Annotated in this window: 16 protein-coding genes; 11 read left to right on the forward strand and 5 right to left on the reverse strand. The window is 63.1% G+C overall.

What is annotated here, in order from left to right:
- Positions 1–109: 109 nt before the first annotated feature.
- Positions 110–994: a hypothetical protein gene (locus ABIA96_RS15550; RefSeq protein ID WP_354137918.1), complete on the reverse strand. Its 885-nt coding sequence runs from the start codon at positions 992–994 to the stop codon at positions 110–112.
- 225 nt (positions 995–1,219) lie between these two features.
- On the opposite strand from ABIA96_RS15550, the gene ABIA96_RS15555 reads away from it, so the two are divergent.
- Genes ABIA96_RS15555 through ABIA96_RS15575 form a run of 5 tightly spaced genes read left to right on the forward strand, consistent with a single transcriptional unit; the run spans position 1,220 to position 6,624 of the window.
- Positions 1,220–2,809 carry an ABC transporter substrate-binding protein gene (locus tag ABIA96_RS15555; RefSeq protein WP_354137919.1) on the forward strand — a complete coding sequence of 530 codons (1,590 nt, stop codon included), beginning with the start codon at positions 1,220–1,222 and terminating at the stop codon, positions 2,807–2,809.
- Between the two features lie 60 nt (positions 2,810–2,869).
- Positions 2,870–3,793 carry an ABC transporter permease gene (locus ABIA96_RS15560; RefSeq protein WP_354138186.1) on the forward strand — a complete coding sequence of 308 codons (924 nt, stop codon included), beginning with the start codon at positions 2,870–2,872 and terminating at the stop codon, positions 3,791–3,793.
- Positions 3,790–4,611, forward strand: coding sequence for an ABC transporter permease (locus ABIA96_RS15565; RefSeq protein ID WP_354137920.1), 822 nt, complete (start codon positions 3,790–3,792; stop codon positions 4,609–4,611). The genes ABIA96_RS15560 and ABIA96_RS15565 overlap by 4 nt, the downstream gene beginning before the upstream one ends.
- Positions 4,608–5,588 (forward strand): ABC transporter ATP-binding protein, encoded by a 981-nt coding sequence (locus ABIA96_RS15570; RefSeq protein WP_354137921.1) that lies wholly within the window; start codon positions 4,608–4,610, stop codon positions 5,586–5,588. Before ABIA96_RS15565 ends, ABIA96_RS15570 begins: the two co-directional genes overlap by 4 nt.
- Positions 5,581–6,624 carry an ABC transporter ATP-binding protein gene (locus ABIA96_RS15575; protein ID WP_354137922.1) on the forward strand — a complete coding sequence of 348 codons (1,044 nt, stop codon included), beginning with the start codon at positions 5,581–5,583 and terminating at the stop codon, positions 6,622–6,624. The genes ABIA96_RS15570 and ABIA96_RS15575 overlap by 8 nt, the downstream gene beginning before the upstream one ends.
- 206 nt (positions 6,625–6,830) lie before the next feature.
- Here the strand turns inward: ABIA96_RS15575 and ABIA96_RS15580 are convergent, their stop codons facing one another.
- The 4 genes from ABIA96_RS15580 to ABIA96_RS15595 form a co-directional block, all read right to left on the reverse strand.
- Positions 6,831–7,859: an ABC transporter permease gene (locus ABIA96_RS15580; protein WP_354137923.1), complete on the reverse strand. Its 1,029-nt coding sequence runs from the start codon at positions 7,857–7,859 to the stop codon at positions 6,831–6,833.
- A gap of 12 nt (positions 7,860–7,871) precedes the next feature.
- Positions 7,872–9,374 carry a sugar ABC transporter ATP-binding protein gene (locus tag ABIA96_RS15585; RefSeq protein ID WP_354137924.1) on the reverse strand — a complete coding sequence of 501 codons (1,503 nt, stop codon included), beginning with the start codon at positions 9,372–9,374 and terminating at the stop codon, positions 7,872–7,874.
- A 22-nt stretch (positions 9,375–9,396) separates the two neighbouring features.
- Positions 9,397–10,419 carry a sugar ABC transporter substrate-binding protein gene (locus ABIA96_RS15590; RefSeq protein ID WP_354137925.1) on the reverse strand — a complete coding sequence of 341 codons (1,023 nt, stop codon included), beginning with the start codon at positions 10,417–10,419 and terminating at the stop codon, positions 9,397–9,399.
- 140 nt (positions 10,420–10,559) lie between these two features.
- Complete coding sequence (locus ABIA96_RS15595) at positions 10,560–10,964, reverse strand: globin (RefSeq protein WP_354137926.1); 405 nt, start codon at positions 10,962–10,964, stop codon at positions 10,560–10,562.
- A 480-nt stretch (positions 10,965–11,444) separates the two neighbouring features.
- Between ABIA96_RS15595 and ABIA96_RS15600 the strand changes: the two genes are divergently transcribed.
- The 6 genes from ABIA96_RS15600 to proS all read left to right on the forward strand — a co-directional run bounded on the left by ABIA96_RS15600 (position 11,445) and on the right by proS (position 18,515).
- The gene (locus ABIA96_RS15600) at positions 11,445–11,819 is read left to right on the forward strand and encodes a DUF2946 domain-containing protein (RefSeq protein WP_354137927.1); all 375 of its coding nucleotides are present in this window, start codon (positions 11,445–11,447) and stop codon (positions 11,817–11,819) included.
- Positions 11,820–11,903: 84 nt separating this feature from the next.
- Positions 11,904–14,366: a TonB-dependent receptor gene (locus ABIA96_RS15605; RefSeq protein ID WP_354137928.1), complete on the forward strand. Its 2,463-nt coding sequence runs from the start codon at positions 11,904–11,906 to the stop codon at positions 14,364–14,366.
- A 41-nt stretch (positions 14,367–14,407) separates the two neighbouring features.
- Entirely contained in the window at positions 14,408–14,932 is a 525-nt protein-coding gene (locus ABIA96_RS15610; protein ID WP_354137929.1) for a copper chaperone PCu(A)C, read from the forward strand.
- Between the two features lie 31 nt (positions 14,933–14,963).
- Positions 14,964–15,482: a YcnI family protein gene (locus ABIA96_RS15615; RefSeq protein ID WP_354137930.1), complete on the forward strand. Its 519-nt coding sequence runs from the start codon at positions 14,964–14,966 to the stop codon at positions 15,480–15,482.
- Positions 15,482–17,044, forward strand: coding sequence for a copper resistance CopC/CopD family protein (locus tag ABIA96_RS15620; RefSeq protein WP_354137931.1), 1,563 nt, complete (start codon positions 15,482–15,484; stop codon positions 17,042–17,044). The genes ABIA96_RS15615 and ABIA96_RS15620 overlap by 1 nt, the downstream gene beginning before the upstream one ends.
- Before the next feature lie 151 nt (positions 17,045–17,195).
- The gene (gene proS / locus ABIA96_RS15625; protein ID WP_354137932.1) at positions 17,196–18,515 is read left to right on the forward strand and encodes a proline--tRNA ligase; all 1,320 of its coding nucleotides are present in this window, start codon (positions 17,196–17,198) and stop codon (positions 18,513–18,515) included.
- Positions 18,516–18,579: the final 64 nt, after the last annotated feature.

Below are 18,579 nucleotides of genomic sequence, written 5' to 3' on the forward strand. Positions count from 1 at the left end.
TCCGTCATTGCGAGCGTAGCGAAGCAATCCAGACTGTCGCCGCAGGGGTAGTCTGGATTGCTTCGTCGCAAGGGCTCCTCGCAATGACGGGGAGAGAGCGTCGCGAGCCTCAATACAGCCGTATCGGCAGTGGGACGCCATCCGGGCCAACCAGCAGGCCCCAGGTCTCGTTGGCTGCGATCTCGAGCTCCCGGCTCCGCGCAGTGCTGCCCTCGGCCTTGACAGTGACCTTGTGCTTGCCTGGCGGCAGGTCGATCTTCGGAATGTCCGACACTTCGCGCGCGGCGTCGTCGGTGTAGGTCAATTTTTCTCCCGCATGCGCCGCCAGGCTGATGGTTCGCTCATTGACGGTGACAACGGCCGCGTCATCGGTCTCGTTACCGAGCATCAACCTCACTTGTCCCGGCTTTGGCGGGATGCCCGCCGTCACGTTCATAAACTTACGCAGGGAAAGGTCGGCGATCGTCTTGTTGTCCTGGCGGATGAGCCGGAGCGTCGCCGGTCCATCTGACGTCGTGAAGGCGATCTCGGCCCTGTCGGGCGCGATGACAGCGCCGTTCGTCTCGGTCCAGCCGCGCTGTCCGAGTGAGGCGCGATAGAAGCCGAGCACGGCTGCGAGATCGAGCGGTGTCTCGACATGAGCAGACCTGATGAATGACGCGTTTTTCGCCGTCATCAGGTCCCAGCCGGCTGGCAGCGGCAGGCCGGCATCGTCGGACATCTTCGTTTCGAAGGTCCGACCTGCGGCCCGCGCCAGAATTCCGAGAGCGCCGCAGATCAGGCGTTCGCCGAGATGGTCAGGGACGCAACGGTTCCTGGTCGCCCACCAGGTCTGGTCGATGGACGTATCCGGGCGCGTGCTGCGGTACCAGCCGACGTGGATGCCATCAGCGGCGCCGTCCCGGGCCGAATCCGGCGTGACGGGAATCGCCAGCGCGGCCGTCGCGGCGACCAGACTGCCGGCAAGCAAGGCAAACAGCGTTTGGCGCGTCATTTTTTCCGCGATCCCTGTGGCTCAGATAACGATCCTGAGCTTGGTCGCGCTAATCGCGAAAAATGTTCACCGGTCCTGGTCGCTCGATGACGCACCGCGTCAAACGGCGGACTTGCATCGCCGGGAGATGCGGAACCGATTGATTGCCATCAAAACGAAGCTTGCGTTCGACGGGCTGTGAATGATCAAATCCCTGATCGGAATACCTGCGCTGTTGGGGGACACATGATGTTCAGGATGATTGCGATCATCGCGGGCTTGGGACTGGCGCTCACCGGATCAGTGGAGGCCCAGACACCGCGCAAGGGCGGAACCATCCGCATGACCGCGCCCTATGGCTCGAGCTTCACCAGCCTGGACATTCACACCACCCAGCGCGCCCAGGACGAGATCTACGCCAAGGCCCTGCATCGTTCGCTCTACATCTGGGATTCCGCGGAAGGAAAGCCGGTTCCGGAACTTGCGAAGGAGGCCATCGTCTCGGGCGGCGGTCTCGTTTACACCTTCAAGCTCCGCGACGACGCCTATTTCCACAACGGCCGCAGGATGACTGCAGACGACGTGATCTGGTCCTACAACCGCATCATGGACGGCACCAAGGCCTATCCGGGCGCGCGCTATGTCCGCATCATCGAGGGCGCGGCCGCGGTCGAGAAGGGCCAGGCCAAGGAGATTTCCGGCCTGAAGAAGATTGACGACTTCACCGTCGAGATGAAACTGACCGAGAAGGTCGATCCGGGCTTCTACCTCTTCACTGCGCTGACCTCGATCTATCCCGCCGACGAGGCCGCCAAGGACAGCTTCATCCAGCATCCGATCGGTCTCGGACCGTTCAAATTCGTCGAGCACGTGCCGGGATCGCGCATCGTCATGGAGCGGTGGGACAAGTTCTACAAACCCGGCAAGCCCTATGCCGACAAGGTCATCGTGTCGATCATGGCCGAAGCGGCTGCGCGCGATGTCGCCTTCCGCAACAAGGAGATCGACACCTCCGTGCTCGGGCCGGCGCAATACGTCGCCTATCAGGCCGACCCCAACCTCAAGGGCACCATCGCCGAGGTCGCCGAGGTCTTCACGCGCTACATGGGAATGAATCCCGCGTTCAAGCCGTTCACCGACAAGCGCGTTCGGCAGGCGATCAACTATGCGATCGATACCGATCTGATCATCAACAAGCTGGTCAAGGGCAAGGCCTATCGCGCCACCAGCTGGCTGCCGCTGACCTCTCCCGCTTACGACAAGGCGATGAAGCCGTATCCCTTTGATCCCGCCAAGGCCAAGCAGCTGCTCGCTGACGCCGGCTATCCCCAGGGCTTCGAATTCGAATGGACCACCAGCCAGAATGAGAGCTGGGGCCTGCCGATCGTCTCGGCCGTCATCCCCATGCTCGACAAGGTCGGCATCAAGGTGAAGGTCAAGCAGGTCGAGGCCGCGGTGCTGTCGGAGGTGGTTCGCTCCGGCGACTACCAGGCCTTCATCTATTCCCAGCAGACCGGCCCGGACCCCCTGGCTGCACTGAAATGCTTCCACTCGTCGACGCCGCAATCGGCCTGCAACTACATGAACTTCAGGAATGCCGAGTTCGACAAGATCATCGATGATGCCGGGCAGGCCGACGATTCCGCAAAGCGGACCCAATTGCTGCAGAAGGCCAATGCGCTGCTCTACGACGAGGCGCCGGTCTGGTTCTTCAACTACAACAAGGCGGTCATGGCGGTGCAGCCGTGGCTCCACGGCGTTCAGCTCAACGCGACGGAGCTGACTCATCAGAACGTCGAAGACCTCTGGGTCGACGCAACCTCGCCCGCGAAGTGACACGCGCTCTCGCGCTCCCTCCATCGCAGCGAACGGTGGAGGGAGAGAGGAACAGTGCCGATGCTCTCCTTCCTGATCCGTCGCCTCCTGCAAACCATTCCGACCGTGCTCGCCGTCGTGCTGCTGGTCTTCGTGCTGTTCAGCGTCGTTCCCGGCAGTATCGTTTCGTCCATGAGCGACGACGCCGATCCTCAGGTCGAGCTGCGCATGAAGAAGCAGCTTGGCCTCGACGATCCCGTCTATGTGCGGTTCGGCTCTTACATCGCCAGGCTCGCGACCGGTGATTTCGGCACGTCATTCCGGACCCGCGAACCGGTCACGTCGATGATCGCGAAGCGGGCCTGGCCGACGCTGCAGCTGATCTTCACCGCCATGGCGTTTGCGGTTCTGCTCGGCGTGCCGCTCGGCTTCATCGCCGCATTGCGGCCGGGCGGTCTCGTCGACAGCGCGGCCATGGTCCTGGCGGTGTCGGGCCTGTCCATTGCCAAATTCTGGCTCGGGCTGGTGCTGATGTATCTGTTCGCGTTGAAGCTCGGCTGGCTGCCGAGTTTTGGCTATGGCGATGGCGGCCTGAAATATCTGCTGCTGCCGGCCGTGACGCTCGGCGTCTCGCCAATGGCATTGTTTGCCCGGACGACGCGTGCGGCGGTCCTCGAGATCATGACGGCCGATTTCGTCCGCACCGCGCGCTCCAAGGGCATGAGCGAGACCCGGGTCGTGAAGTGGCATGTGATGCGCAATGCGCTCGTCATCATTCTCACCACTGTCGGCCTGCAATTCGGCGGGCTGATGGGGCAGGCGGTCGTCGTCGAAAAGCTGTTCTCCTGGCCGGGCATTGGCTCGCTGCTCGTGGACAGCGTCCTGCAGCGCGACATTCCGGCGGTCCAGGGCTCAATTCTCGTGGTGGTGCTGGCGTTTCTCGCGATCAATCTGCTGATCGACGTGCTCTACGGCGTGATCGATCCGAGGATCAGATACGCATGAAGCTTCGCGCCAATCTCATCATCGGTGGGGCGCTGTTCGCGCTTGCGATCCTGGTCGGCGTGCTCGCGCCCTGGCTTGCGCACACCGATCCCGTCCTGGACGCCAATCTGTTGAACGCGGAAGAGCCTCCGAGCTGGACCTGGTGGTTCGGCACCGACGACCAGGGCCGCGACATCTATTCCCGCGTCGTCTATGGCGCGCGCATCTCGCTGACGGTCGGCATCGTCTCGCAGCTCATCAACAGCGTCATCGGCGTGGCGCTGGGCTTGAGCGCCGGCTATTGGGGCGGCTGGTGGGACGATGTCGTCAACGCCCTGACCAATGTGATGCTCGCGATCCCCTCGCTGATCTTTGCGCTCGCCATCATGGCGGTGCTTGGACCGGGCCTGACCAGCCTGCTGATCGCGCTCGGGCTCACCAACTGGTCATTTACCTGCCGGATCGCGCGGGCCTCGGCGCTGTCGCTGAGGAGCCAGGGCTATGTGCAGGCCGCGACCGTGCTCGGCTACGGCGATCTGCGCATCATGATCACGCAGCTCCTGCCGAACATGTTAGGGCCGATTGTCGTCATCGGCACGCTCGGCATGGGCAGCGCGGTGCTCTCCGAAGCCGCATTGTCATTCCTCGGCCTCGGCGTCCGCCCGCCGTTTCCGAGTTGGGGCAGCATGTTGTCGGACGCCCGCGACCAGATCACGACGGCGCCGTGGCTTTCTGTGTTTCCGGGCCTCGCGATTTTCCTGACGGTGCTCGGCCTCAATCTGCTCGGTGATGGCCTGCGCGACATTCTCGATCCCCAGTCGCGGAGCCGGCGGGCATGACCGGCGCGCCGCTGATCGAGGTCGAAGATCTCCGCATCGATCTCGACGATGGATCGCGGCGCGTTGCGGCGGCCGAGGGCATTTCATTCCGCATTGATCGTGGCGAGACGTTCGGCCTGGTCGGCGAATCCGGCTGCGGCAAGAGCATCACGGCGCTTGCCCTGATCGGCCTGCTGCGGCAGCCGCTGTCGATCGGGGGCGGAATCATCCGGTTTGACGGGCGGGAGATCCAGCACCTTTCCGCGGCTGCCCAACGAAACTTGCGCGGCAATCGCATCGCTATGATCTTCCAGGAGCCGATGACGGCGTTGAACCCGGTCTCGCCGGTGGGACGGCAGATCGCCGAGATGTTCGTGCTGCACCAGGGCAAGAGCTGGCGGGAGGCCAATCAACTGGCAGTCGAGGCGCTGGCGAGTGTCCGCGTGTCCGCGCCGGAGCGCCGCGTGAACGACTACCCGCACCAGCTCTCCGGCGGCATGCGCCAGCGCGTGATGATTGCCATTGCGCTCGCCTGCGGCCCGGATCTCCTGATCGCCGACGAGCCGACCACCGCGCTCGACGTCACCGTGCAGGCCGAGATCATCGAGCTGATGCGCAATCTATGCGCCGAGCGCGGCACGGCGATCCTGATGATCAGCCACGATCTCGGTCTGGTCGCCAATGTCTGCCGCCGCGTCGCCGTGATGTATGCCGGCCGCATCGTCGAGGAGCGTGGCTCAGCCGATATTTTCCGAGCACCGTCGCATCCGTACACGCAGGGCCTGGTCGCGTCGCTGCCGCGGCTTGGCAGTCGCGCAGCCCTTGGCCGCACCCGGCTCAAGGAGATCGCGGGCGTCGTCCCGGCGATCGCCAGTTTCCCGGATGGCTGCCGGTTCAATCCGCGCTGCGCAAATGCGACTGACATTTGCCGGACCGTCGTGCCGACAGCGGATTTTCTGGAGGCCGGCGGCTTGGTGAGGTGCCACCACCATGCATGAGCCCAAAGACAGGTCGGGTGAGGGCAGGCCGGACGACGATCTCATTCTCAGTGTCGAGGATCTGGCAGTTCACTTTCCGCTGGGCGGCGGCCTGCTGGGCCGTAACCGGCGGCTGTTGCGAGCCGTGGACGGGGTCGATCTCAAGCTGAAGCGCGGCGAATGCCTCGGCCTTGTCGGCGAGTCCGGCTCCGGCAAATCGACGGTGGCCTTGTCGATCCTGGGTCTGCTGACGCCGACGCGCGGCCGCATCGTGCTGGACGGGCAGGTCGTGACAAGCAGGCCACCGGGCGATCGCAAGGCGCTGGCCCGCATCGTGCAGATGGTGTTTCAGGATCCCTACGCCTCGCTCAATCCGCGCCAGACCGTTCGCCGCACGCTGGAAGATCCCCTGCGTGTGCATGGCGTGACAGCGAAAAGCGAGATCGAGGAGCGCGTCGCGACCATGTTGCGCCACGTGGGCCTGCGGCCCGAACAGGCCGGCCGCTACCCGCATGAATTCTCGGGCGGCCAGCGCCAGCGCATCGGCATCGCGCGCGCCCTGATCCTCAATCCCAAAATCGTCATCTGCGACGAGCCCGTCTCGGCGCTCGACGTCTCGATCCGCGCCCAGATCATCAATCTGCTGCTGGAATTGAAGGACACACTCGGCCTCTCCTACATCATGATCAGCCACGACCTCGGCGTCGTCGAGCACATGAGCGACAAGGTCGCCGTGATGTATCTCGGCCGCATCGTCGAGAACGGCGACTGGCGCGAAATTTTTGAGCGGCCCGCGCATCCCTATACGCAGGCGCTGATCGCGGCGATTCCCGATCCGCTGCGTCATGCACCGCTGGCGACGACAGGCGGCGACCTTCCCAACCCGCTCAATCCGCCGAACGGATGCGCATTCAGCCCGCGGTGTCGGTATGCGGAGGCTGTGTGTCGAAGGGAGCCGGGGCCGGTGCTGGAGACGCGAGCGGACGGACATGCGGTGCGGTGCTGGCGGGCAGACGAGATTGGCGCAACGAGCGTCGCTCTATCACCGTCATCCTGAGGTGGCCGCTTCTTCAGCGGCCCTCGAAGGGCGACGGCCCGGCTGGAGCTGCCATCGACGTGCCCATCGCCATGATGACATCCTGCTCCTGTTTTGCCCGACGTGTCAAACTCAATTTCGGAAAGTTCGCATTCTGCCCGCGCCAAAATCCCCAATGATTTGTACTGTGCATGGGGTTGTTTTCGCGGTTTCGTTTCGGCGGCGATTTAGTCCGCCGCTTTTTCTCTCAGCCGCTGTGCGTAGACGTTGATGATCAGCGCCGCCAGCAGGATCAGGCCGCGGATCAGGATCTTCAAAAAGCTGTCGATGTTGACGTGGTCGAGGCCGTTGTTGAGAACACCGAGCACGAACAGCCCGACGATGGTGTTGCCGATGCCGCCGCGGCCGCCGAACAGGCTGGTGCCGCCGACGACGACGGCAGCGATGGAGTCGAGCAGATAGGTGTCGAACTCGTTCTGCTGCGCGCTGCCGAAATGGGCGACGCCGAGCATGCCGCCGATGCCGGAGCACACCGCCGAGATCACCATGACCGCGCCGAGGATGAGCTTGACGTTGAGGCCGGCATATTCGGCCGCCTCACGGTTGCCGCCGACCATGTAGACGTAGCGGCCGAAGCGCGTGTAGGTCAGCATCAGATGGCCGCCGAGCAGCATGATGGCCGCGACGATGACGATCCAGGGGATGCCGCCGATCGAGCCGGAGCCGAGCGTCGTGATCAGGCTCGGCACCTTGTAGGCGATCTGGCCGCGCACGAGCATCGCCGAGATGCCGGCGGCGATCTGCATCATGGCGAGCGTCATGATGAAGGAGGGGATGCCGATCACGGTCAGCCCCAGCGCGTTGACGAGGCCGAGAGCCGCGCAGAGCAGGATCGCCAGCAGGATCGCGGCGGCGCCGGCGAGCGGGATGTTCGGAATGTTGACGTAAGATTCCTGCAGCGTGAAGTAGGCGACGGCGATGCCGGTAACGTTGGCGATGCCGGCGATCGAGAGATCGATCTCGGCGCAGAGGATCACGAAGGTGAGGCCGACGGCGATGATGCCGGTCACCGACACTTGCGTGAGGATGTTGCCGAGATTGTCGATCGTCGCGAAGGAGGGACTGGCAAGAGCGAAAAAGGCGGAGAGGAAGATCAGCGTCAGGAACGGCGCGATGTTGCGCATCTGCGAGCGCAGGAAGGGCCCAAGGCCCCGTGCGCGCTGACCCGCGGCCGGTGCGGTCTCACTGCTCGCCATGGTGCTTCTCCGTCACGCCGCCTCCAGCAGGCGGTCTTTGCTGACCGGCTCGTTCTTGAATTCCCGCACCAGGGCGCCGCGCTTGAGCACGAGGATGCGGTCAGCCAGCGACAGCACCGTTTCCGGCTCGGTCGACAGCACGATGATGGCGAGCCCCTTGGCACGGAGGTCGCGGACGATGTTGATGACGTCGTTCTTGGCGCCGACATCCATGCCGCGGGTCGGCTCGCACAGCACCAGAAGCTTCGGCGGATAGGTCAGCCATTTTGCGAGTGCGACCTTCTGCTGATTGCCGCCGGAGAGCATGCCGAGGTCGAGGCCGACCACCGGCGGCCTGATCTGTAACTGCTCGACCTGGCGCTGGGCGATGTCGCGCTCCTGCGTGGGCTTGAGCAGCAGTGAGGAGATGCGATCCAGGATGCTGATCGAGATGTTCTTGTAGACCGGCTCCTGGTGAAACAGCATGGCGCGCCGGCTCTCGGGCACCAGCGCCACGCCCGCGCGCCGCGCCGCCGCCGTGCTGGCGAAGGTTTTTGGCTTGCCCTCGACGGCGAGCGTGCCGGCGTCCGGTTTCAGTTTGCCGAACAGGATGCGGGATAATTCCTGCTGACCGCAGCCCATGAAGCCGTAGATGCCGAGCACCTCGCCGGCGCGGGCCTCGAAGGAGATGTCGTTCAGGCTGCGAGCCAGCGACAGCTGATCGACCTTCAGGATGACCGAACTGTCGCTCGACCGCGGCAGCATCAGATCGTCGCTGTAGCTGTGCTCGAGCGCCTCGCCGCCGCGACCGATCATGGCCTCGATCAGCGCGCCCTTGGTGGTCGCCGCGCTCGCGGTTTCCGCCACCTTCCGCCCGTTGCGGAAGACGGTGACCGTGTCGGAGACACGCAGGATGTCCTCGATGAAATGCGAAATGAAGACGATGGCAGTGCCTTGTTCGCGCAGCCGCCGCAGCGTCGCAAACAGCCGTTCGACCTCCGGCGGAGAGAGGGCGGAGGTCGGCTCGTCCAGGATGACGATGCGGGCGCCGGAGAACAGCACGCGGGCGATCTCGATCAGCTGCTGCAACCCGATCGGCAGGTCGCCGAGCCTGCTCATGGGATCGACATCGATGCCAAATCGAGAAAGCTGCTCGCCGGCCTCGCGCGCCATGCGCCGCCATTGCACGAGACCGAGCCGGTTGGTCGGCTGGTTGCCGAGGAAGACGTTCTCCGCGACCGTGAGATCGGGCGCGACAGAGAGTTCCTGATGAACCATAGCGATGCCGGCCGCGTGCGCGTCGCGCGCTGAGCGGAAATGCTGTTCCTGGCCGTCGATCAGGAAGCGGCCGGAGAATTCGGTGTGCACGCCGGCGATGATCTTCATCAGCGTGCTTTTTCCAGCGCCGTTCTCGCCGACGAGACCGTGGATCTCGCCGGGAAGAAGCGCGAAGTCGACACCACGAAGCGCTTCGACGCCGCCGAAGCTCTTCGTGATGCCCTGGAGTTCCAGGATGGGCTGTTGACCCTCAGGCATGGAGTTCAGATCTTGGAGAATTTCAGATCAGGAAGTGATCTTCCATCCACTGCATGCCGGCCGCATTGGCCTTGGTCACGACCGGGCCGTCGGTGACGACGTTCTTGGGAATGCCCTGTCCGCTCTTCTCGCCTCCGACCACAGCCGCAACACCCGCAACGATCGCGCCGCCATGAATGCGGCAGGACGGGTTGCGGACGGTTGCGAACATCCGGCCCTCGCTCACCGCCTGGATCGCCGGCGGCATTGCGTCCACACCGCCGATCAGGATGTTGGTGCGGTTGTGGGCCTTCATGATGTTGGCGGCGGCGAGCGCCATGTCGTCATTGTGGAAGAATGCCGCGTCGATCTGCGGATACTTGGTCAGATATGTCTCCCAGAGCCGCGCGGTCTTGGACACGTCCCAATCGGCCGGCTGGGTGTCCAGCACCTCGATGCCGGGGAATTGCTTGACGACAGTGTTGAAGCCCTTGGCGCGGCCCTGCGCGCCGGTGTGGCCGAGCGCGCCCTGGGTCATGATGATCTTGCCCTTGCCGCCCATCGCGTTGCACAGCGCCTGGGTCACCGAGGCGCCCATGAACTCGTTGTCGGGGGCGAGGAAGGAATGGACGTTGATCTGGTCGAGCGGCGCAATCAGCGTATCCATGTCGATGACAGGCGTGCCGGCGTCGATCATTTTCTGCACGGGCTGGGTGAGGGTGCCGATGCCGAAGGCCTGGATCGCAACGAAGTCCCATTTCTGCGAGGCCATGTTGTCGATCGCGGCGCGCTGCTTCACGGCGTCGAGCTGGCCGTCGAACCAGGTCACTTCGACATTGAACAGCTTGCCCCAGAATTCCGCGGCCTGCTTGCCCTGCGCGCACCAGGTCGCCTGAAGACCTGCGTTGGAGAAGGCCGCTTTCAGCGGCTTCTCGGATCGTCCGACTTCGGCTGCAAGTGCGGGGTTTATCCCCATGCTGCCAAGGATGGCAGTTGCGGCGCCGGCGGTTGCTGCCGCCTGAAGAAGATCGCGCCTCGTCGTCGAGAAATCTTTCGTCCCGGACATCGCTCGCTCCCATATATTTTATCGTCGGCGCGTCATTGATTGAGCGACCGATGTGGAAAGTGTCTCACAAGAGTTGATGCCACTCAATGTACAATCAACGACGGGATCGTCGCTGCTGCGTTGGTGCAGCGCAAAGCGCGCTACGCTGCGATGCCAGCGAAGGCCTCGATCTCGACGAGCAGCTGGTCCCACGCCTGCGCCATCTCGGCTGACCATTCATCGTCGAGCAATTCGCGCAGCGTATCCCTGATGACCGCGAAGAAGGCGATGAACAGCTCGCGCGGCGTGCCATAGCCGTCATGCGAGACGACTTCGCAGGCGATCAGCCGGAAATGGCCGTTGCGCGGGCCTGCGAAGTCGAGGAGTGCCTCGATAGTCAGCGCAAGCATCGATCCCATCACGGGCTCGCTGCCTTGCGAACGGAACATCGCCCGCGTTTCGGGGTGCTCGTTGAACAGACGTTGATAGACGAGGGGCGTGAGATCGGCGCAGCGCAAGGCCGCAAGCTCAAAGCTTTGCTCGATCGGATTGGGAGAAGCACTCATCGGCACGTCAGCCGCAAAAGACAAAAAAAGAGCGGGGCTCTAGCCCCGCTCAAAAATTGTGTCGACCCTATTATCCCCGATTCTAAGATTTGATCTTGATTGGCGGGGCGACGCTGCGTTTTGCGCGCCAGGGGCTCCTCCCGAGACTTGGACCACCAGACTTCGACCTCGCGGTCAGGCCTGAGCAAGGGGATGCTAGATCAACTTTTCTCACTTGTCATCATTTTCGGCAACGATTGTTCAAAATTCGAGCAATTGACGAAATGATCGGGCTGCTGGCTCCATAACTATATGACAAATATAAGAATTTTGTGGAATAGCAGGGCGGTGCAACTGCCTCAAATGCCAGACGCCATCCTGGCTGGGACCCGCCGGGCACAGTTTTCGAGAAATTTGCGTCATCCCAACAAGGCTGGCGAAGTGATCTCGACTCGGGACGGGCGTGGTGTTTAGTTGGTAGGCGAACGAATGGTTCGGCGGATGCGCGCACGGCTGCAAAAATTCTTACCCATCGTCCTGCTCGCCCTGGTGATGCAGGTGCTGGCGCCGATTGCCGCCTGCTGGGCGGCCGGCCAGGCCGTTGCCGATCCGCTTGGCACCGGTGTCATCTGCCACAGCGTCAGCGAGCAGGGTCCTCCGGGCGACCAAGGTGGCTCGCCGGCCGCGCATGGCGGTGCCTGCGCGCTGTGTTGCCTGGCGCAGGCCAATGCATCCTTCGATTCGCCGCCGCATGCGACGCTCTCGGTTCCTTTGCGCCACGCCGAACGCGTGGTGTGGCACGAGGCGGATGCGTCCGTTGTCGCCACTCATAGGGGCTCGAGCGCCCAGGCGCGCGGACCTCCCCACTTTTCCTGACGACTCCAGTGTCGCCTCGGTTCATCCGTTGGCGGTTGATGCTGTCGAATGGCCGGGGAGAAAGCCGGCGTCAGGATTGCCCAAATGTTAATTCGTCATGCCCGCTGCGGCGTGAGCGTCGTTGCCGTTCAGGCTGCGCTGCTTGCCTCGTCGAGCGGAGTTTTCGCCCAGGACAGCCTAAAGGAGCTGCCCGCGGTGACCGTCGATGCACCCGCGACGGTGAGACCCAAGCCACGCAAGCCAGCGGTGCAAACTGTCGGCGTCAAGAGAACCTCTGTAAAGCCGGCGGTCGAGCGGTCCGCCGCGGTCGCCGCAACCAATGAGCAGGGCGCTGGCAACGCCCGGGCGTCGCTCGATCAGCCGGCGGCGGTGGCACGCTATCAGCTGCCGCAGCGTTGGTTCAGCATCACGGCAAAGCAGGTCGACGAGACCATCAACCTCAAGGACCCCGAGGACGCCGTCAAATACATGCCGAGCCTGTTCGTGCGGAAGCGCAATGACGGCGACAACCAGGCCGTGCTCGCGACCCGGACATGGGGCCTGAACTCCAGCGCACGCACACTGATCTATTACGACGATCTTCTGATCTCAGCACTGATCGGCAACAACAACACCAACGCCTCACCGAAGTGGAATTTGATTTCGCCGGAGGCGATCGGGCGGATTGATTTTCTCAATGGTCCCTTTGCTGCGGCCTATCCCGGCAATTCGATCGGCGGCGTCCTGTTGATCACTTCCAAGATGCCAGACAAGCCGTTTGCCGTGGCCAAGGAAACGGTCTCGATCATGCCGTGGAATCAATACGGCACGAAGGACGTCTATCCGACGAGCCAGACCAGCGCTGCGGCGGGCAACAAGGACGGCAAGCTATCCTGGCTCGTGAGCGCCAACTATCTCGACAGCTTCCAGCAGCCGCTGACGTATACCACGAACAGCGGCATTCCTGCGGGCACCACCGGTGCCTTCGCGGCAAAGAACAAAGTCGGGCAAGAGGCCGACATCGTCGGCACAGGCATTCTCGCACATTCGCAGCAGACATCTGCCAATCTACGGCTCGTCTACGATCTGTCGCCGTTGGTGCAAGCAACCTATTCGTTGGGGGTCTGGAATAATCATCAAGTGTCCGATCCCCAGACCTACTTGCGTTCGACTATAACCGGGCTGCCAACCTTCGCCGGTATCAGCACCTTCGCCAGCGGTAAGTACATTTGGGACCAGACGCATTTGAGCAATGCGGTCGCTGTGAAGAGCGATAGCAAGGGCGTGTTCGACTTCGATCTCTCGGCCTCCAGCTACAATTATCTCGAGGATACCCAGCTCAATCCGTTCACGGTAACCAGCGGTATCGGCTTCTCGCAGAACGGCAAGATCACGCGCATGGACGGAACCAATTGGCAGAATGCCGACGCCAAGGGCATCTGGCGTCCGTTCGGCTACGACGGCCCTCACGAGATCAGCTTTGGCGTACATGGCGATCGTTACCGCCTGGAGAATCCGACGTATGCGTCGACTGTCTGGTACCAGACCTCATCGACCGGTACGGGCCAGCTCTACGCGAACGGAGAGGGCGGGACCCGGACGGGCGCACTTTGGTTGCAAGATGCCTGGAAGATCCAGCCGAATCTGAAGCTGACATTGGGCGGAAGGCTGGATAGCTGGCAGGCGCTCGACGGCTACAATGTCGTCACCACGAGCACGGCGGCCGGCGCCGTCACGTCCGTCTTCGCGACGAATCAACCGGGCCTCGCATCGACGAACTTCTCACCCAAGGCATCGCTATCCTACGACCCAAACAAGGATTGGAACGTCACTGCCAATTTTGGCGAGGCATACCGTTATCCGACCGTGCTTGAACTTTATCAGAACGTAACGGTCGGCAGCACGATCACGGTCGCCAATCCTTTCCTGAAGCCCGAGCAGGATTTCACCGGTGAACTTAACATCGAGCGCCACTGGAACGACGGCCGGGTGCGCCTGACCCTGTTCAGCGAGCGGACCAACAATGCGATCATCTCGCAAACCAACGCGATCAACGCTACGCAGACGGCGACGACATTCAGCAATGTCGACGCCATCAGGCTTCAGGGCCTGGAGTTGTCCGCCGACAAGGACAACGTCATTGTTCAGGGTCTTCAGCTTTTCGGTAGCGTGACCTACGTCGATTCTCGAATACTTGCCGACGCAAACTGGGCCGGCAGGGATCCACTTTCCGGCGTTCCAACAACGCCGGTCGGTAAGCGTGTGCCTAATGTGCCCGACTGGCGCGCCAAGTTCGGCGTCACCTATCGGCCGAACGACAGCTGGGCCTATACGGTCGCCGCGCGCTATAGCGGCAAGCAGTATTCGACGCTGGACAACTCGGATATCATCCCGCACGTCTACGGCGCCTTTGACAATTTTTTCGTTGTGGACTTGAAGATCCATTACAACGCGACGAGGAATTTCGCGTTCGACTTCGGTATCGATAATCTCTTCAACGAGCAGTATTTCCTGTTCCATCCGTTCCCGGGACGAACTTTCGTTCTCGCCGGCAAGTACACGTTCTGACAGGTGGGCGCTCTCAGCGGCGACAAGAAAGGCAAATCAACATGAACAAGTTCTCACGCATCTTCGCGCTCGCGGCGGTCTCGGCCATTGTGGTCGCGGCTCCCGTCCGCGCTGACGACGTCAAGGCCGGCGATCTCGTCATTTCGCAGGCCTGGAGCCGGGCGACGCCTGGCGGTGCCAAGGTCGCTGGCGGTTTCCTCACCATCGAGAACAAGGGCACCGCGCCTGACAAGCTGATCGGCGTCTCGGCGGAGATCGCGGGCAAGGCCGACGTCCACGAGATGGCGATGGACAATGGCGTCATGAAGATGCGCCCGCTGGACAAAGGTCTCGTCATCGAGCCGGGCAAGACCGTGAAACTCGCACCGGGCGGCAATCATCTGATGCTCCAGGATCTCAAGGGCCCGTTCAAAGAGGGCGAGAAGGTGCCGGTGACGCTCGAGTTCGAAAAGGCCGGAAAGGTCGCCGTGTCGCTCGATGTCCAGGGTGTCGGCGCCCAGGCGCCCGGCGGCGGCGGAAGCATGATGATGAAGAAAATGCCCGATCATTCGGGAATGAAGATGTGACTCACGTAATCTAACTTCCGGGAGATCGAGCATGTCGAAGACACCCTGGCTGATCCTGATGGCTGCGTTCGCCGCATCGCCTGCGGCGGCGCACGTCTATCTGGAAGGCAAGCAAGCTGCGGTCGGCGCGTCCTACAAGGCTGTCTTCGCCGTGCCGCACGGCTGCTCCGGCTCGCCGACGGTCAAGATCCGCGTGCAGATCCCCGAAGGCGTCATCGCGGTGAAGCCGATGCCGAAGGCCGGCTGGAACGTCGATGTCGTCGAGGGCGAGTATGCCAGTGCGTACGACTATCATGGCAATAAGCTGACCTCGGGCGTGAAGGAAGTGGTCTGGTCCGGCGGCAAGCTGCCGGACCACAATTACGACGAGTTCGTCGTCAGCAGCTTCCTCACCGAAAGCCTGAAACCGAACACCACGCTGTATTTCCCGGTGGTACAGGAATGCGAGAAAGGCGTCAGCCGCTGGATCGAGATTCCGGCGGAGGGGGCAGCGCGTTCGCATGAGGACAAGTCGCCGGCGCCCGGCGTGAAGCTGCTGCCCAAGCCGTAATGCGTCTTCTCGCTGCTCTCGCGATGCTGCTCGTCGTCGCCGGCACTTCGACCGGCGCGTTGGCGCATGCGGCGCTGATCTCGGTCGAGCCGGCGAGCGGCAGCATGCTGGCGAGCGCGCCGAAGGCCGTCGAGCTGCGCTTCAACGAGACGGTGGTCCCGGGCGCGATTCAGCTGATCGACGGAGCCGGGAAGGCTCGCGACGACGCCCGTGTCACGACATCGGGCGAGAGCATTTTGGTCGCGATGCCGCCGGATTTGCCAAAGGGCACGGCGGTCGTGAGCTATCGCGTGATCTCGCAGGACGGCCATCCCGTCGGGGGATCGGTGATTTTTTCGATCGGCATGCCTACGGGAACGCAGCCTCCCGCGAGCACGAATAGTGGCTTGAATGCGCTGATCTGGCTGTCGCGGATTGGTCTCTATCTCGGGCTGTTTGTCGGCGTCGGCGGTGTGTTCTTTGGCCGCTGGATCGCGCGGTCGATGACGGGTATGAGCGTGCCGCGCGCGGCGCTGCTTGTGGGTCTCCCAAGTGCCGTTGTCTCGCTGGGCGTGTTGGGTCTCGATCTCTTGGGCCTACCGCCCACAGCGCTCGTGACGACGGCTCCCTGGACGATCGCATTCGCGACCAGCGCCGGCCCCGCCTTGGTCGTCGCCATTGCCGCGATGCTGCTCGCGCTGATGGCTTTGAGCCGCGCGTGGTACGCGCGCGCTGTTGCCGTGGTCGCGTTCGCTGGTGTCGGCCTGTCGCTCGCGATGACCGGGCACGCCGCAACGGCATCGCCCGAGATCCTCACGCGGCCGGCAATCTTCCTCCATGGTCTCGCCGTCGCCTTCTGGACCGGCGCGCTGGCGCCGCTTGCAGCGCTGGTCTCGAAGTCGACGCCAGCAGTGCTACCGCTGCTGAACCGCTTCTCGCGCATCGCCATGCCGGTGGTCGCGGCGCTGGCGCTGACCGGCCTTGCGCTTGCGATCATCCAGCTCGAGAAGCCGCAGGCTTTGGTCGAGACCAGCTACGGCGTCATCCTCTCGGTCAAGCTCGCGCTGGTCGTGTGCCTGCTGGCGCTCGCCGCGCTTAATCGCACTCGGCTGACGCCAGCGCTGGCGAAAGATCACGGGGCCGCGTCCGCGCTCAAGCGTTCGATCCTGCTCGAATGCGTGGCCGCGCTCGGAATCTTTGCCGTTGTCGCCGGATGGCGCTTCACGCCGCCGCCGCGGACGATCGTCCCGGAGACCCCGCTGGCAATCCACATCCACACCGACAAGGCGATGTTCCAGGTGCTGGTGTCCCCCGGCAAAGCCGGCGTGGATGATTTCGTGCTCCAGCTCATGACCGGCGAGGCGACGCCGCTGAAGGCCAAGGAGGCGACGCTGACGCTCAGCCTGCCCGAGCGCGGCATCGAGCCGATGGAACGCGACGCCGAGCTCGGGGCCGACGGCTATTGGCACGTGCGCAAGGTCGAGCTGCCCTTTGCCGGCCGCTGGCATGTGCGGATCGACGCGCTGGTGACCGATTTCGAGAAGATCACGCTTGAGGACGAGCTCGATGTGGCGCCGCGGTAAGGCGAGCCGTGGCGGCTCAAGCTGAATCTTAAGGCAACGGAAAAATGACAGGAATTCCGCCGCGTTAGCGGCTTTTCCTCATTCTCGGCCTTGTGTTTTCGCTCTCAATCCGGTTTCACTGCAGCCCATCACTGATTCCCAGAGTATTACCATGCGGTTGTCGCGGTTCTTTCTGCCCATCTTGAAGGAAAATCCGAAAGAGGCGGAGATCGTCTCGCATCGGCTGATGCTGCGCGCCGGCATGATCCGGCAGGAGGCGGCCGGCATCTATGCCTGGCTGCCGCTGGGCTTCCGGGTGCTGAAGAAGATCGAGCAGATCGTGCGCGAGGAGCAGGACCGCGCCGGTGCGCTGGAACTGTTGATGCCGACGCTCCAGCTCGCCGACCTCTGGCGCGAGAGCGGCCGCTACGATGCCTACGGCCCGGAGATGCTGCGCATCGCCGACCGCCACAAGCGCGAGCTGCTGTACGGGCCGACCAACGAGGAAATGATCACGGAGATTTTCCGCGCTTACGTGAAGTCCTACAAGAACCTGCCGCTGAATCTCTATCATATCCAATGGAAATTCCGCGACGAGCAGCGTCCGCGCTTCGGCGTGATGCGCGGCCGTGAGTTCTTGATGAAGGATGCCTATTCCTTCGACCTCAACGAGGCCGCCGCACGCGTTTCCTACAACAAGATGTTCGTCGCCTATTTGCGCACCTTCGCGCGGATGGGGCTGAAGGCGATCCCGATGCGCGCCGAGACCGGCCCGATCGGCGGCGATCTCAGCCACGAGTTCATCGTACTCGCGGAAACCGGCGAATCCGGCGTGTTCATCAATCGGGACGTGCTGGACCTGCCGGTGCCGGGCGAGGATGTCGACTACGAGAGCGACCTGACCCCGATCATCAAGCAATGGACCTCGGTCTACGCCGCGACGGAGGACGTCCACGACGCCGCGCGGTTCGAGCAGGAAGTGCCCGAAGACAAGCGGGTGAACACCCGCGGTATCGAGGTCGGCCAGATATTCTATTTCGGCACGAAGTATTCCGACGCGATGAAGGCCCTGGTGGCCGGTCCTGATGGTGTCGACGTGCCGATCCACGGCGGCTCCTACGGCGTTGGAGTCTCGCGCCTGCTCGGTGCCATCATCGAGGCCTGCCATGACGATGCCGGCATCAAATGGCCGGAGGCGGTGGCCCCGTTCCGCGTGTCAATTCTCAATCTGAAGCAGGGCGATGCGGCGGTCGATGCGGCCTGCGAGAAGCTCTATGCGGAGCTCCAGGCCAAGGGCGTCGACGTGCTCTATGACGATACCGATCAACGTGCCGGCGCCAAATTCGCGGCCGCCGACCTGATCGGCATCCCCTGGCAGATCATGATCGGGCCGAAGGGGCTCGCCGAGGGCAAGGTCGAGATCAAGAAGCGCAGCGACGGCTCCCGCGAGACAATGTCGCCTGCGGACGCTGTCGCCCGGCTGATCGGCTGAATATTGTTCATCGCCCGAGATCGCGGCCGCCAATCCGGCCACAATTGACCCCGAATCATGGGAT

The organism is Bradyrhizobium sp. LB11.1, from assembly GCF_040549385.1.
Taxonomy (GTDB): Bacteria; Pseudomonadota; Alphaproteobacteria; order Rhizobiales; family Xanthobacteraceae; genus Bradyrhizobium.